Source organism: Acetobacter sp., assembly GCF_047721705.1.
Taxonomy (GTDB): Bacteria; Pseudomonadota; Alphaproteobacteria; order Acetobacterales; family Acetobacteraceae; genus Acetobacter.
Window position 1 is genome coordinate 1 of record NZ_JBDNXK010000081.1, and the last position, 13,464, is coordinate 13,464.

Sequence of the window (13,464 nt, forward strand, 5' to 3'; positions counted from 1 at the left end):
GTCTACCAGACTGTCGCTGATCGGTGCTTCAAAAGAGGTCGGTTCGCTCAATCTGGAAAAACTGTTCGACGGCATGGCGTCCTCTGTCGAAAGACTGTCTGCCGACAACGATGTTCAGTCAGGGGTATTTTCACAGCCAGTTGGTGGCTTCCATTCCTGGGCAAGCAGACCCTTTGGCACACAGGGTGAAAAAGCGCTTCTCGTCTGCCTTAACCGTGCGGCGCATCCTTTTCCCTCGTCTTCACTGACCAAGCTTGCCACGCTGACGGCAGATTTTGATACGGCTCATGACCGCCGTTTGCTGCACAAGCCTGCATCCGGCATCGCTGCGCTGACCCGCTATCTCGACACGCGCATATCCCCGAACGAAATCTCCACGGCCCTCCCCCTCGCCCTGTTGCGGATCGATCTTGGCCGAATCGGCCCCATCAACGACAGCGACGGCTGGCCCGCATCCGATGCGCTCATTGAGCGCGCCTACACGCTGCTGCAGGAATTTGTGCCGGAACACTGCTTCACGGTGCATCTTGGAGGCGGCAGCTTTTCCGTTGCCGTGCCGATCAGCAAGAATATCGAGGAAGTCGAAGTTCTCGCCAACAGCATTGCCGCGCATCTGCAAGCCGACAAACCGCTGACACAAGCTGGTTTTCCGTTCGAACCTTACATCGGATGGGCCTGTTTCCCCTTCGATGCCCCGGACACCGATACGCTGATCGGCTTCGCCAACGCGGCGCTAGCCCGTATTCGGGGCCTGCGAGCTGGAAGTCGGGTCAATCGCGTCGCCCCGGAAGTCGCCCATGCCCATGCCGATCAGATCGGCATGGAGAGTGATCTGCGTCAGGCCATTGTCAATGGCGCGTTCACGCTCCACTGGCTTCCGGTCATGGAAACGGAAACGGAACATGTTGTCACTTTCGAGGCTCTGGTGCGTTGGGCCCGCCCCGGTCACGGCGATGTAGAACCGTCCGTTTTTCTTCAGTGTGCGGAAAACGCTGGGCTGATCGAAGATATCGACTCGTGGGTGCTGCACACTGCCTGCCGACAGGCTCAGAACTGGCAGGAACCGCTTGGCCTCAGCGTAAACATCTCGCCATCATGGCTGGCGACGGAGCGTGTCGCTTCCACAGTTGAATCTGCCCTCAAGGCAAGCGGCCTCAACGGTCAGCGACTGCAGATTGAGCTGTCTGAACGCAGCAGCTTCGGCCCACCTGACATCGCGCGAAAGGAACTGGCCCGCATTCGCGCCATGGGTGTCCGCCTGATCCTCGACGATTTTGGCACAGGTTTTGGTTCACTTGAGCGCATGACGAACTATCCGTTCGATCAGGTGAAGCTCGATCGTATGTTCATCCGTCGCGTGGGGGTAGATGCGCGTGTCGAGACCGTGCTGCGTTCGACACTCTACATGATTCATTCGCTCAACATGACATGTTGTGCGGAAGGTGTGGAAACCGAAGAGCAGCTTGGCTTTCTGGATGCCCATGGCTGCGAGGAAATACAGGGATACCTCATCGGACAGCCGACATTACGCCAGCCGGAGAGCAAGCCTGGCAGCTAATGCCTGCTTGTTCTCCACAGTTAGCCAGAAAAAGCGTCAGAACTTGGCGGATACAGCCAGCGAGCCATAATTGAACAGGCCTGAACGGGCTGTTGAGAATTCCTGCGTCTGCCAGACCTGACTGTAGGACACCCGAAGGCCATAGAACATGACGGCTACTCCGGCATGGATCTCGCCGACATCCCATTTCTTGTTCACGTGGGGTGAGTTGGAACGAAGCGTGTTCCCTTCCAGCGTCGAGTCGTAAGCGACTGCATCGCCCGTTACGCCGCCAAAGAAATACCATGGCACTGAGCGTGTGCCTTTATAGGCGTCAGTCCCATCTGTTCCCGCGCCAATGGTGGGGACGCCGAAATCACTATCGAGGCCCTGCCCGAAACGAATGGTGTCCCCAATGGTGCCAGCAATACGGTAATCACCGATGCGGGCTGCGGCTGAAGGCAGCATGTCAAACGACAGGCCATTCGCTCCACCAATCGTTCCAAGCGGCAACCGCCACGTGCGCCCCATCTGCACCTGAAAGATCGGCTGGTTGGCAAGCTGATGATGCCAGCCCTTGTTGCTCGTATCGCCGATCGCACCATGGAACCCGTTCTGAAGCTGGCGCCCCAGGGCATCGGGGCCCATCACACCGAACTGAATCCCGAACACGCTGCGCGACAGATCCGTGTCGTTGATGAGATTGACGGTACCCAGCAGGACACCGGCATAGGGACGATCACGCGGAGAGGGCGTGGCGATCTGGGTATCGGACGGTGTGAAGATCAACTGCTGCACGCCAATGCTGATTCGCTGCATTCCCTTACCAAGAATGGCGCGGTTCACGGTCGCGATCGGTGCAGGAAGATTGTCAGTACCGGAGGTCCAGTTAAAACGCAGACCGCTGGTATAATACTGATCGGATGTCCCGTTCAGGGTGGTGACGGCATCGTTTTCGCCCTGAAGAGTCCATGTCCCCTGATGATCCTGCAAAGGCGTGGCATTGGCGTGAGAGACGCTTGCCGAAGCAAAGGCGGCCCCAAAAAGAAGAAAGGCCGGTTTACGGGCATTCTGGAAGCAGGTGGGTCGCTGACGCATATTTTCGATTCTCCACAGCACGACGACAGGCTCCCAGATTCTCTAGCCGCGTATTGATGCCTGATTGTTTCCGACCACTACGTTAAAAATTCACTGGCACAAAGCGCGTTATCGCTCTCAGCCAGCGTTGTGAGGCGGTTAGCAACGGTTGTGACCGTTCAAACAGCTACATGAAGGACTATTTCAAGCTGCCATTTGTTCCAGATCAAGCCTTCCTTGCAAGAATTTCATCTCACAAACGCTCAAAACGGCAAAAATACAGTAGCGTTCAACGCTCTCCTTATGCTTTGTTCTTTCTTGTTCAGGAATGTCACCTGACACACTGAACGCCGGACACCAGGATGAGACATCATACTTCAAAACAAGCACCGTGCTTGGGGTGCTGTTTCTCCCGAACCGGATTTATTTCACAGGGCGAACTTACATTTCGCCAGTTAGACCTCGGGATTTAGACCGTTGAGAAGCAACAGAACCGACCGCAGCACCCGTTCTCCCCGCCGCGGCGGATTTGACGATGATTTCATGGGTGGCCCATCAAACTACGATCGTGGCTATTCCTCACCTTTCGGCGGCGCTGGCGCTGGCGGCGGCGACCGTGGTGGCTTTGCCCCGCGTCGTCCAGGAGGTGGTGCTGGTGGACCGCAGGTGATCGCATCTGGACCGGAAATTGAAGCCACTGTGAAGTGGTTCAACGGCGAGAAAGGCTTCGGCTTTGTCGAGCTAGCCGATGGTTCGGGTGACGTATTCCTGCATGCCAATGCCCTTTCGCAGGCTGGACATGATGGCGTGAGCCCTGGTGCCACACTCGTTGTGCGCATCGGTCAGGGTCCGAAGGGACGCCAGGTTGCGGAAGTCATTTCCGTCGATGAGAGCACAGCACAGCCGGAGCGTCCGCGTGGCCAGTTCGGCGGTCCGCGTCAGGGTGGTGCTGGTGGTTTCGGTGGCCGCGCTCCGCGTCCGGCTCCGGATGTCTCCAACGCAGAAGAAGTTCGCGGCACCGTAAAGTGGTACAATGCCACCAAGGGCTTTGGCTTCATTACGCCGGACAGCGGTGGCAAGGACATTTTTGTTCACGCATCCGCTCTGGAGCGTTCGGGCGTGCAGACGCTGAACGAAGGCCAGTCGGCAAACGTGAAGGTTGTTCAGGGCCAGAAAGGTCCGGAAGCAGCAGCAATCTCGTTCGACTGATCAAGACCAGCATGGCGGAGCCGAAAGGCTTCGCCTTGTAATAAAAAACCCGCCGGTCAGCAGACCAAGCGGGTTTTTTTTATGCCCATACAAGGAGTGGGTTAGAATTCTTTACCCTTGTTGCGCATGAGGCGCGCCTTGTCGCGCTGCCAGTCACGCTCTGCAATGGCATGGCGCTTGTCAGCCTTCTTTCGTCCCTCACCAATGCCGATCGTGACCTTGGCGATCCCGCGATCATTGAAGTGGATGTCCAGCGGCACAAGGGTGATACCATCCCGCGCGACTTCACCAAGAAGACGATCGACCTGTCGCGCATGGAACAGCAGTTTTCTCGGCGCGCGCGTGTCGAAACGCGAAAGCACCCCCCCCTGATATTCAGGGATATAGCTGTTGAAGAGCCATATCTCACCGTTGCGTTCGCCCGCATGGGCTTCGGTAATGGTGGCCCGTCCTGAGCGGAGGCTTTTCACCTCCGGCCCTTTCAGCACGATTCCCGCTTCAATAGTCTCAAGAATCGTATAGTTGAACCGACCCTTTTTGTTCTGCGCAACAATTCCATGCGCAATCAGGCCCGACTTCTTGGTTGTCTTGGCCATGAATTAACCTAACAGGCCGACTTCCGTCAGCGCACTGCGGACGGTTTTCCGGGCTGCATCGGAAATCGGCACGATTGGCAGGCGACAGGACTCGCCACACAGACCCAGAAGAGATGCGGCAAATTTCACGGGACCGGGGCTGGTCTCGCAGAACATGGCGTCATGAACCGGCAGAAGACGATCCTGAAGCGCGATCGCTTCATTCGTTTTCCCTTCCGCCCAGAGACGCTGCACCTGTGAACACATGGCTGGAGCGATGTTGGAAGACACGCTGATGCAACCATCACCACCTGCGGCGAGGAACGAAACCGCTGTCCCGTCTTCTCCAGACAATTGGTTGAAATGCTTGTTGGTCACAGCACGCCGCACCAGCAAAGGACGCAGCAGATTGGCTGTCGCATCCTTCACGCCGACGATATTCCCGTGTTGTGCCAAACGCGCCATGGTCTCGACCGAGATGTCCACCACGGAACGACCCGGGATGTTGTAGAGCACAACCGGAATCTGGATCGCATCCGCCACCGCCATGAAATGACGATAGAGGCCTTCCTGAGTGGGCTTATTATAATAAGGCGTAACGATGAGAACGGCGGAAGCGCCGGCTTTTTCCGCATGTTTAGCCAGATCGACGGCTTCTGCCGTGCTGTTGGAACCGGCACCCGCAATCACCGGCACACGCCCTGCGGCAATCTTGATGGTCCGCGCGACGATCTCGTGATGTTCCTCATGCGACAGGGTCGGGCTTTCGCCCGTCGTCCCGACTGGCACAAGTCCGGAAATGCCCTCGGCGATCTGCCATTCGACAAGCCGGTCGAACGCCGGAAGGTCGAGCGAGCCATCGCGGTTCATCGGTGTGATAAGGGCCGTGATGGCCCCCTTGAACATGGCTTCGGTCATAGACTTTCTTCTTGTTTGTCCGACGCAGGATGATCCCGTCGCAGCAGCCGGTATGCCACGAACGGAAAGCGCTGTCAGGCCGCGGCGGCTTTCCTTTGCTGCCGGAACGGCGATTGTGGGTACACACCCAGAATATTGAAACGCGAGGAGAAGAATTCCAGTTCCGCCAGCGCCTGCTTCAGGTTCGGCCGATCAGGACGTCCTTCAACATCGAGCAGGAACTGGGTAGCGGCAAAGGAACCATCGAGCATGTAGCTCTCCAGTCGCGTCATGTTCACGCCATTGGTCGCGAAACCACCGAGCACTTTATAGAGTGCCCCCGGTTCGTTGCGGACGTTGAACAGCACCGTTGTCATCACCGGACCGTCCTCGGGCAAGGGCAACGGCTCACGGGCGGCAACATAAAAGCGCGTGGTGTTATGCGTGGCGTCTTCGACATTACGACGCAGGATGGTGAGGCCATTCAGTTCCGCCGCCAGTTCAGAAGCCACTGCCACATCTTCCGGCCGCCCCCATTCCGCGATGAGTTCCGCAGAGCCTGCCGTATCGAATTCCGCCACCGGGGTAAGGTGCAGATCACGGACCAGATCCCTCACCTGCCCCAGCGCGACCGGATGCGTGTGCAAACGGCGCGCCTGTTCGATGGTCGCCCCTGCGACTCCGATAAGGCAGTGCTCAACGCGCTGGAAATGCTCACCAACAATGTGCAGTCCTGCTTCCGGCAAAAGGGCGTGAATGTCCGGCACACGACCTGCAAGATTGTTCTCGCAGGCCAGCATGGCGAGATCGGCCCGACCATCATGAACAGCGGCAATGGTATCCGCGAATGTCGGGCAGGGTACCGTCTCCCAGCCAGGATAGGCCGTACGGCAGGCCAGATCGGAATACGCGCCCGGTCGTCCCTGAAATGCGATTTTACCCGGAACCGCTCCCGTCACGACTGTTCTCCCAATATACGGCGCGCCCGCTCAAGATCGGCGGGGGTGTCGACACCAAATGGTGCATCAGCCACACGCGCGCAACCGATGCTCATGCCGGCTTCCAGAGCACGGAGTTGTTCAAGACGTTCTCTTTTTTCCAATGGAGCCTCTGGCAGGGCAACAAATCGTTCAAGCGCCGCGCGGCGCCAGGCATAAACACCGATATGGTGCCAGAGCGGCCCGTCACCCCACGGAATGCGGGAACGGGAAAAATACAGCGCGCGCGCGATTGGCGCGGTTTCAGACGCAAACGCGCAGGCGACCTTCACGACCGAATCGGTCTGCGCTTCGACTTCGTCACGGATGGGCGCAACGAGGGTGCCGATAGCGACTGTTGAATCACCCAGCGGAAGCAGAGAAGCCCTCAGGGTCTGCGGGTCCAGACCCGGCAGATCGCCCTGAAGATTGACAATCACATCATGCCTGCCCGTCGGATCAAGCTGCTGGAGAGCGGCATGCACGCGGTCGGACCCGGATGGAAGATCGGGCTCGGTCAGGACGGCTTCCCCACCGGCTCCCCGCACGGCGTCAACGATCTCGGGCTCGGCCGCCGCCACGACGACACGCCCAACATCCGCGGCAAGCGCCCGCTCAAGCACATGCACGATCATCGGCCGCCCCGCGATCTCGGCAAGCGGCTTTCCGGGCAAGCGCGAGGAGGCCATCCGGGCAGGAATAATAACGATTGGGCTGGTCATAACGACAAACGGAAACCCGGACACCGAAGGAATACGGCGAAGTTTCCGCCGACCGCTTCACACGAAGCGAGCCGCACTCTAGAAAAGACACTCAAGCGACGCAACTGCGCGGACAGTGGCTCCTGCCGGGACGACTGGGCCGAACACCGGATGATGATGGACTTTGCAACAGCCAACCGGGCAGCTTTCGCCCTTCTCCTTGTCGCTGCCGCAATGGGCGGTGCATGGCTGGCGGGTTCTCTGAGCGTCCCCGATATCCTGCCTGCCCGACCTATTCTCGCCCAGTCCGGTAATGATGAACAGAACGCACCGCTGCCTGAAGGAAAGGTCGAGAACGGCGCTGTTCTGGCGAATGCCATCTGTTCCCGCTGTCACAGCTTCACACCGTCTGGCACGCAATCCGCTGGTCCAAATCTGTTTGGAATATTCGGACGTTCCATCGCCAGAGAGGCGGATTACACCTATTCAACCAGCCTCGCAGCCCATGGTGGGACGTGGGATGCCAGCACACTCAACGCATGGCTCCGTAAACCATCAGCCTTCAGCCCGGGAACCCGGATGTCCTTCATGGGCCTGAAAGACCCACAGGATCGGGCCGATGTCATCGCGTGGCTGAAAACACTCCACTGACCCTGCCTTCCTAGCTGGAGCCTTTCCATGTCCCATGATTTCGATCTTTTCATCCAGACGGCCCATGCCTTGGCGGACGTGGCGGGCACTGTGATCCGACCCTACTTCCGTTCGACGATAGGCGCAGCCGACAAGAACGACGCCAGCCCGGTTACGATTGCCGATCGCATGGCGGAACGGGTGATGCGGGCGCAACTAGCCGAACTGCATCCTGACCACGCCGTTCTAGGAGAAGAATACGGGCTTCAGGAAGGAACGAGTCGCTATCAGTGGACGCTTGATCCCATTGATGGCACCCGCGCTTTCATCACGGGCCGCCCGACATTCGGCACCCTCATTTCGCTGAGCCATGACGGGACGCCCATTCTGGGGATAATCGATCAGCCTGTCACAGGCGAACGCTGGCTTGGCGTAACCGGACGCCCGACCGTGTTTCGTAACGGTTTGCTGCATCGCACCGATTTCCAGCCCGTCGTCACGCGCAAACAGCCCTCTCTTTCAGAAGCGGATCTCTCCTGCACGTCCCTCGAAATGCTGGAGGATGCGCCGCGTCCCACATGGAAAGCGCTCAAACAGCAGGCAAAAAGAATGAGCTGGGGTGGCGATTGCTATGCCTACGGGCTGCTGGCGTCAGGTCATATAGATATCGTCGCCGAATGCGCGATGAAGCCTTGGGACTGGGCAGCTCTGCTGCCCGTGGTGGAAGGCGCAGGTGGTCGTGTCACCAACTGGAACGGGGAAAGCCTGACGGCTGATGGCGACGGCACGGTCCTCGCGGTTGGGAACCCGGCCCTCCTCGATGCAGCCGTTACATGTCTGCGCGGGTAAATAAGCGGGAAGAACCGACTCCTCGTTAATTTCCGGTTGCGGGGAAACGTGCTATGAGGGCGCCCCCGCCAGTCGCCCACTCCGGGCACGGTATCCGATTGCTACCTCCTTCGGGACTATTCCCGTCTTCCTGTCGCTCAGGAAGCAGGCAGAACCGGACATAGCCAGTCAGGCCGGGATCCGCTGTAACAGCACGAGCGAACTGAATGACTCCGCACCTGTCACTCTCGAAGGACAAAATCCGTATCCTGCTTCTTGAGGGCGTCCATGACAGCGCCGTCGCGCTTTTGAAGGCGAGTGGCTACGAAAATGTCACACGCCACAAAGGTGCCCTCGACGGCGCGGCCCTCAAGGAAGCACTTGAGGGAGTCCATGTAATCGGCATCCGTTCCCGCACCCAGCTGACCCGTGAAATTCTGGAAAGCGCAGACCGGCTATTCGCCATCGGCTGCTTCTGCATCGGCACCAATCAGGTCGATCTGAACGCAGCACGGGAACTGGGGATTCCGGTCTTCAATGCGCCTTACAGCAACACACGCTCCGTCGCCGAACTGGTGATGGGCGAAATCGTGATGCTGATGCGCCGCATCTTCCCGCGTTCCGTTGGCTGCCATGAAGGCAAATGGGACAAATCCGCCACCAACAGTTGGGAAGTGCGCGGCAAGACGCTGGGTATTGTCGGTTACGGCTCCATCGGTTCCCAGCTCTCCGTGCTGGCTGAAGCGTTTGGCATGCGCGTGCTGTATTTCGATGTGGTGGACAAACTCCCGCATGGAAACGCAACGGCATGTGACACGCTGGAAACGCTGCTGGGCGAAAGCGATGTAGTCAGCCTACACGTTCCGCAGCTGCCGACCACGAAGAACATGATCGGCGCCGAGCAGATCAAACAGATGAAGCCGGGCTCGTTCCTCATCAACAACGCCCGCGGCAACGTGGTCGATCTTGATGCGGCCGCCGAAGCCCTGAAATCTGGTCACCTGCTTGGTGCAGCCATCGACGTGTTCCCGGTCGAGCCGAAAGTTGCTGGCGAGAAATTCGTCTCCCCACTTCAGGGGCTGGATAACGTCATTCTCTCCCCGCACATCGGTGGCTCCACCGCCGAAGCGCAGGAGCGGATCGGCGTTGAGGTCGCCCGCAAGCTGGTCGAATATTCCGACATCGGCTCCACGCTGGGATCGGTCAATTTTCCTACAGTCCAGCTTCCGCAGAGCCCCCGCGGCACCCGCTTCATTCACGTGCACCACAACCTTCCCGGCGTGATGTCGAAGATCAACGACATCTTCTCCAACGAAGGCTGCAATGTGACGGCCCAGTATCTCCAGACAGATGGTGAGATCGGCTACGTCGTAGTGGATGCTGAAACAGGCGGAAACGACGAGAAGGACGAGCACCTGCTCTCCCTTCTTCGCGGCCTGAAAGGCACAGTGCGCGCGCGCCTGCTGTATCAGCAGGGCGTCTGACACTAAGCAGAACGGGCGCGGAGCATGATCAATACACGCGTCCGCTCTTTTGCTTTTACGGGAATAGAGGCCATTCCGGTCTGGGTCGAAGTCCAGATCGCGAATGGCCTTCCTGCTTTTCTCATTGTCGGCCTTCCTGACAAGGCCGTTGGCGAAGCCCGCGAGCGTGTTCGCGCCGCCTTTACCTCCATGGGGCTGGCCCTGCCGCCCAAACGCATTCTCATCAATCTGGTGCCCGCTGATCTTCTGAAAGAAGGCTCGCATTTCGATCTTCCTATTGCGCTTGCAGTGCTTGCCGCGATGGAAGTCGTGCCGATTGAAGAACTTTCACGTTATGCTGCGCTGGGTGAATTATCCCTTGATGGGCGTATCAACCGTGTTCCAAACGTCATTTCCGCCTCCCTTGCCGCAAACGGACTGGAACTTGGCCTGATCTGTCCAGCCGTGCAGGGAAGCGAAGCCCTGTTTGGCAGTCCTGGCGATATTCTCGCTGCCCCTGACCTGCTTTCCCTTGTCAGTCATTTTCGCGGCGAACAGGTACTGTCGCCACCCGTTTTCCCCGATCATGTTCAAACAGCGGCTGCCATCGGTCCCGATATGGCTGATGTCAAAGGCATGGACGTCGCACGCAGAGGTCTGGAAATCGCCGCCGCTGGTGGACATTCCATTCTGATGTCCGGACCGCCGGGATCAGGAAAATCGATGCTTGCGTCGCGGCTGCCCGGCCTTTTGCCCAACCTGACGAAGATGGAAGCACTGGAAGTCACACGTATCTACAGCGCTGCGGGCATTCTTACAGAGGATGAGGGACTGATCCTGCGTCCGTCCTTCCGCGATCCGCATCATTCGGCCAGCCAGCCTGCGCTGGTGGGTGGTGGCGCAAAAGCGCGACCCGGCGAAATCAGTCTGGCACATCGCGGCATTCTGTTTCTTGATGAACTGCCTGAGTTTTCCCGTCAGGCACTGGAATCTCTACGACAGCCACTGGAAACGGGACAGACATCCATTGCCCGCGCTGCTGCGCACGTTACTTATCCAGCACGTTTTCAACTGGTTGCGGCGATGAACCCGTGTCGGTGCGGCTATCTTGGCGACGCATCCCGCGAATGTCGGAAAGCTCCCCGCTGCGGTGAAGATTATCTCAATCGTATTTCTGGCCCGCTCCTCGACCGGATCGATCTCTGGCTGTCCATGCAGCCCCTCTCGCCGGTAGACATGATGACGGCCCCACCCGGCGAGCCTTCGGCAAGCATCGCCGCGCGGGTAGCAGAAGCACGTGCATTTCAGGAAAAACGCGGCCAGACAGTGCGTAATGCGGAGGCCAATCCGAATCAGTTTGAACTGGAACCTGACGCCCGGACACTTCTCGCAGACGCAGCGCGCAAACTGAGATTGTCAGCAAGAGGATTCACCCGCCTGTTACGGGTGGCCAGAACGATTGCAGATCTTGATAGGTCGGAGACCGTTCAGAAAAACCATATTGCTGAGGCAGTCAGTTTTCGCCACCGTAATCATAGTCACTGATACAAAAAAACGGAGCTGCCTGAATAAGGCAACTCCGTTTTCTGGAAAGTTATTGAGCCTACAAAGGCATCAAATCAGACGTCGTTGATGACGCCTTTGACCTTGCCTTTGACTTCCTCGCCTTTGCCCTTCAGCTGCTGCAACTTGCCTTCAGCTTCCAGCTTCTCGTCGTGCGTGGCTTTGCCGACGCCTTCCTTGAGGGTACCGGCGACTTTATCAGCAACACCCTGAAGTTTGTCTTTGAATTCACCCATGACACATATCCTCTGTTTCATATGGGTTCATCACACCGAACCCCGTGAGCGTTAAACATGGCATGACATCACAAGTTGCATTACATGTCTTTTAATCGCACCCGTTACGGACAAGGCGCATAGGTATCGACTGATTTTGTGCACAACTGGAATTGCTTCCACCTTTTATGACATTCCGTAATCAGACGAGGGGTAGTCAGACCTCGCGCTGAGTGGCAATTTGCCAGAAACGGTCGGCCTGGCAGACAGGCGTTTTCTTCTTCCCCGGGGACGAAACCAACTCCATGACGGCGCCGCCAGGGCACTCCGCACCACCCGGAACGAAGAAAGAGCCCGTGCTCGTTGGCGCGCGGAAACCAAAGGTTTCCGTGGTGCAGCAGCAGGTTGCCCCAACGGGAAGAGCGGGTCTCAGACCAGCTTTTTTTCCGAAAGCCGGCGCTTATCGCAACCTTCGCCCAGCCAAGACACCGCTTTCTCCGCGACAGGTGTTCGCCGATCCCGATCTGCTGTTCATCCTGCTGTTTTCAGCGCTGCTCCATGTGGTGCTGCTCGCGCTCATGATCTATATGGCACTCACCCATCCGCCACGCGGTAATCCGCAGGCCAGCGAAATGGGTTCCGTGGACATGATGTTCGTGACCCCGCCTGCCCAGAGCGGTATGAAGGGCGAACATTCCGATCAGGCTGGCGGCGGCAACGAAGCAGCGCAGTCTTCACAGAGCAGCGCCGCCACACCGGAAGAAGCGCAATCCTCTTCGGGTGCCGCGCATCCCACGCCAGAAACACCAGCAGCCCCACCAATCCCGGAAGCTTCTTCGGATGAAAGTTATCCCAAGCCGACGAATGAGACGGCTCCCATCAACCCGGCGTCCAACAAGACGGGCACTGGCAGTCGCGAGACCAGCAAGCAGGCCACGCCCCGCAAGCAGTCGGTTCGGCGTGCGCAACAGCATCAGCGAGCGCCCTCGCCCTTCGATTCACTGACGGATCTTTCGCTGGATCAGTCTTCCGCACCGCGACGCCCTCACAGAAAGGGACGAACAGGCGGTTCTGGCGGCCCGATCGATCTCTCTCTCGGTCCGCTGGTGCAGAACGGCAAGCTGAATGCGCCGTATGCAACACGCAGCACAGTCCGCGGCATCAGTGATGATTACAGTTCCGATGTGGACCGCTGGATTCGGCGTCACATGTATTATCCAGAGGAAGCAGCCCAGAACGGTGAGGAAGGACCATCCTCCGTTCATGTCGTGCTGGATCGCTCGGGGCATGTGCGTTTTGTCCGGCTCACCAATCAGTCCGGCTCCTATCTGCTGGATGCCGCAACGACGGGTATGTTCAGAGACGCGCAGCTTCCACCGGTGCCGCCCAATATTCCGGGCGACCACTTCGATCTTGATGTGACGGTCAATTACATCCTGATCCGTCACTGACGCAAAAAGGCCCTGCAAAACGGTTGTTCGCAGGGCCTTTTCAGTTCAGGCGCACTTCAGATTCAGAAGAAAGATCTATGCTTTATCGACACACGCGCCGGGTGTTATCCGAAGCGATATAGGTCTGTGTCGCTGGATCGAAGCAGGCATTCTGCGTGCAGGCCCCGCCATTGATGAGCGGCTGCGGATACATCACCTGCCCCATCGTGTTTGCTTCCCGCGCCGCCGTGCCACACAGAGGGGTATTGGTAGGTGCGGAAGGGTCATTCACCAGCACCTGTCCTTGCGGCGCAGGTGTTTCCGTCACTGTTCCGGGGGGAAAGGTCTGGTGAGGAATACGG

Annotated in this window: 14 protein-coding genes; 7 read left to right on the forward strand and 7 right to left on the reverse strand. The window is 58.3% G+C overall.

Going from position 1 to position 13,464, the window contains the following annotated elements; translation table 11 throughout:
• The coding region (locus tag ABF824_RS12660; RefSeq protein ID WP_415489385.1) for an EAL domain-containing protein at positions 1-1,558 on the forward strand (1,558 nt) is incomplete at its 5' end.
• A 36-nt stretch (positions 1,559-1,594) separates the two neighbouring features.
• Here the strand turns inward: ABF824_RS12660 and ABF824_RS12665 are convergent.
• Positions 1,595-2,635: a lipid A deacylase LpxR family protein gene (locus ABF824_RS12665; RefSeq protein ID WP_415489386.1), complete on the reverse strand. Its 1,041-nt coding sequence runs from the start codon at positions 2,633-2,635 to the stop codon at positions 1,595-1,597.
• 456 nt (positions 2,636-3,091) lie between these two features.
• Between ABF824_RS12665 and ABF824_RS12670 the strand changes: the two genes are divergently transcribed.
• Positions 3,092-3,823 carry a cold-shock protein gene (locus ABF824_RS12670; protein ID WP_415489387.1) on the forward strand — a complete coding sequence of 244 codons (732 nt, stop codon included), beginning with the start codon at positions 3,092-3,094 and terminating at the stop codon, positions 3,821-3,823.
• A 101-nt stretch (positions 3,824-3,924) separates the two neighbouring features.
• Here ABF824_RS12670 and smpB read toward each other — a convergent pair whose 3' ends face one another.
• The 4 genes from smpB to ABF824_RS12690 form a co-directional block, all read right to left on the reverse strand.
• Positions 3,925-4,419, reverse strand: a complete 495-nt coding sequence (gene smpB / locus ABF824_RS12675; RefSeq protein WP_415489388.1) for an SsrA-binding protein SmpB — start codon at positions 4,417-4,419, stop codon at positions 3,925-3,927.
• Between the two features lie 3 nt (positions 4,420-4,422).
• Positions 4,423-5,316: a 4-hydroxy-tetrahydrodipicolinate synthase gene (dapA, locus tag ABF824_RS12680; protein ID WP_415489389.1), complete on the reverse strand. Its 894-nt coding sequence runs from the start codon at positions 5,314-5,316 to the stop codon at positions 4,423-4,425.
• Positions 5,317-5,390: 74 nt separating this feature from the next.
• Positions 5,391-6,254, reverse strand: a complete 864-nt coding sequence (locus tag ABF824_RS12685; protein ID WP_415489390.1) for a prephenate dehydratase — start codon at positions 6,252-6,254, stop codon at positions 5,391-5,393.
• Entirely contained in the window at positions 6,251-6,994 is a 744-nt protein-coding gene (locus ABF824_RS12690) for a 3-deoxy-manno-octulosonate cytidylyltransferase (protein WP_415489391.1), read from the reverse strand. The genes ABF824_RS12685 and ABF824_RS12690 overlap by 4 nt, the downstream gene beginning before the upstream one ends.
• 150 nt (positions 6,995-7,144) lie before the next feature.
• Between ABF824_RS12690 and ABF824_RS12695 the strand changes: the two genes are divergently transcribed.
• From ABF824_RS12695 to ABF824_RS12710, 4 genes are all read left to right on the forward strand, one after another.
• Positions 7,145-7,624, forward strand: a complete 480-nt coding sequence (locus ABF824_RS12695) for a c-type cytochrome (protein ID WP_415489392.1) — start codon at positions 7,145-7,147, stop codon at positions 7,622-7,624.
• Between the two features lie 27 nt (positions 7,625-7,651).
• Complete coding sequence (gene hisN / locus ABF824_RS12700) at positions 7,652-8,452, forward strand: histidinol-phosphatase (protein ID WP_415489393.1); 801 nt, start codon at positions 7,652-7,654, stop codon at positions 8,450-8,452.
• Between the two features lie 206 nt (positions 8,453-8,658).
• The gene (gene serA, locus ABF824_RS12705; RefSeq protein ID WP_415489394.1) at positions 8,659-9,915 is read left to right on the forward strand and encodes a phosphoglycerate dehydrogenase; all 1,257 of its coding nucleotides are present in this window, start codon (positions 8,659-8,661) and stop codon (positions 9,913-9,915) included.
• Positions 9,916-9,939: 24 nt separating this feature from the next.
• Positions 9,940-11,439 carry a YifB family Mg chelatase-like AAA ATPase gene (locus tag ABF824_RS12710; RefSeq protein ID WP_415489395.1) on the forward strand — a complete coding sequence of 500 codons (1,500 nt, stop codon included), beginning with the start codon at positions 9,940-9,942 and terminating at the stop codon, positions 11,437-11,439.
• A gap of 74 nt (positions 11,440-11,513) precedes the next feature.
• On the opposite strand, the gene ABF824_RS12715 is transcribed toward ABF824_RS12710, so the two are convergent.
• Entirely contained in the window at positions 11,514-11,693 is a 180-nt protein-coding gene (locus ABF824_RS12715) for a CsbD family protein (protein WP_415489396.1), read from the reverse strand.
• Positions 11,694-11,977: 284 nt separating this feature from the next.
• Here ABF824_RS12715 and ABF824_RS12720 point away from each other — a divergent pair, with 284 nt between their 5' ends.
• Positions 11,978-13,123 carry an energy transducer TonB gene (locus tag ABF824_RS12720; protein WP_415489397.1) on the forward strand — a complete coding sequence of 382 codons (1,146 nt, stop codon included), beginning with the start codon at positions 11,978-11,980 and terminating at the stop codon, positions 13,121-13,123.
• An 82-nt stretch (positions 13,124-13,205) separates the two neighbouring features.
• On the opposite strand, the gene ABF824_RS12725 is transcribed toward ABF824_RS12720, so the two are convergent.
• The coding region (locus tag ABF824_RS12725; protein ID WP_415489398.1) for a hypothetical protein at positions 13,206-13,464 on the reverse strand (259 nt) is incomplete at its 5' end.

Coding starts and splice junctions, on each gene's coding strand:
- ABF824_RS12665 (WP_415489386.1), bottom strand. CDS start 2,635: ATGCGTCAGCGACCCACCTGCTTCCAGAATGCCCGTAAACCGGCCTTT.
- smpB (WP_415489388.1), bottom strand. CDS start 4,419: ATGGCCAAGACAACCAAGAAGTCGGGCCTGATTGCGCATGGAATTGTT.
- dapA (WP_415489389.1), bottom strand. CDS start 5,316: ATGACCGAAGCCATGTTCAAGGGGGCCATCACGGCCCTTATCACACCG.
- ABF824_RS12690 (WP_415489391.1), bottom strand. CDS start 6,994: ATGACCAGCCCAATCGTTATTATTCCTGCCCGGATGGCCTCCTCGCGC.
- ABF824_RS12695 (WP_415489392.1), top strand. CDS start 7,145: ATGATGATGGACTTTGCAACAGCCAACCGGGCAGCTTTCGCCCTTCTC.
- hisN (WP_415489393.1), top strand. CDS start 7,652: ATGTCCCATGATTTCGATCTTTTCATCCAGACGGCCCATGCCTTGGCG.
- serA (WP_415489394.1), top strand. CDS start 8,659: ATGACTCCGCACCTGTCACTCTCGAAGGACAAAATCCGTATCCTGCTT.
- ABF824_RS12710 (WP_415489395.1), top strand. CDS start 9,940: ATGATCAATACACGCGTCCGCTCTTTTGCTTTTACGGGAATAGAGGCC.
- ABF824_RS12715 (WP_415489396.1), bottom strand. CDS start 11,693: ATGGGTGAATTCAAAGACAAACTTCAGGGTGTTGCTGATAAAGTCGCC.
- ABF824_RS12720 (WP_415489397.1), top strand. CDS start 11,978: ATGACGGCGCCGCCAGGGCACTCCGCACCACCCGGAACGAAGAAAGAG.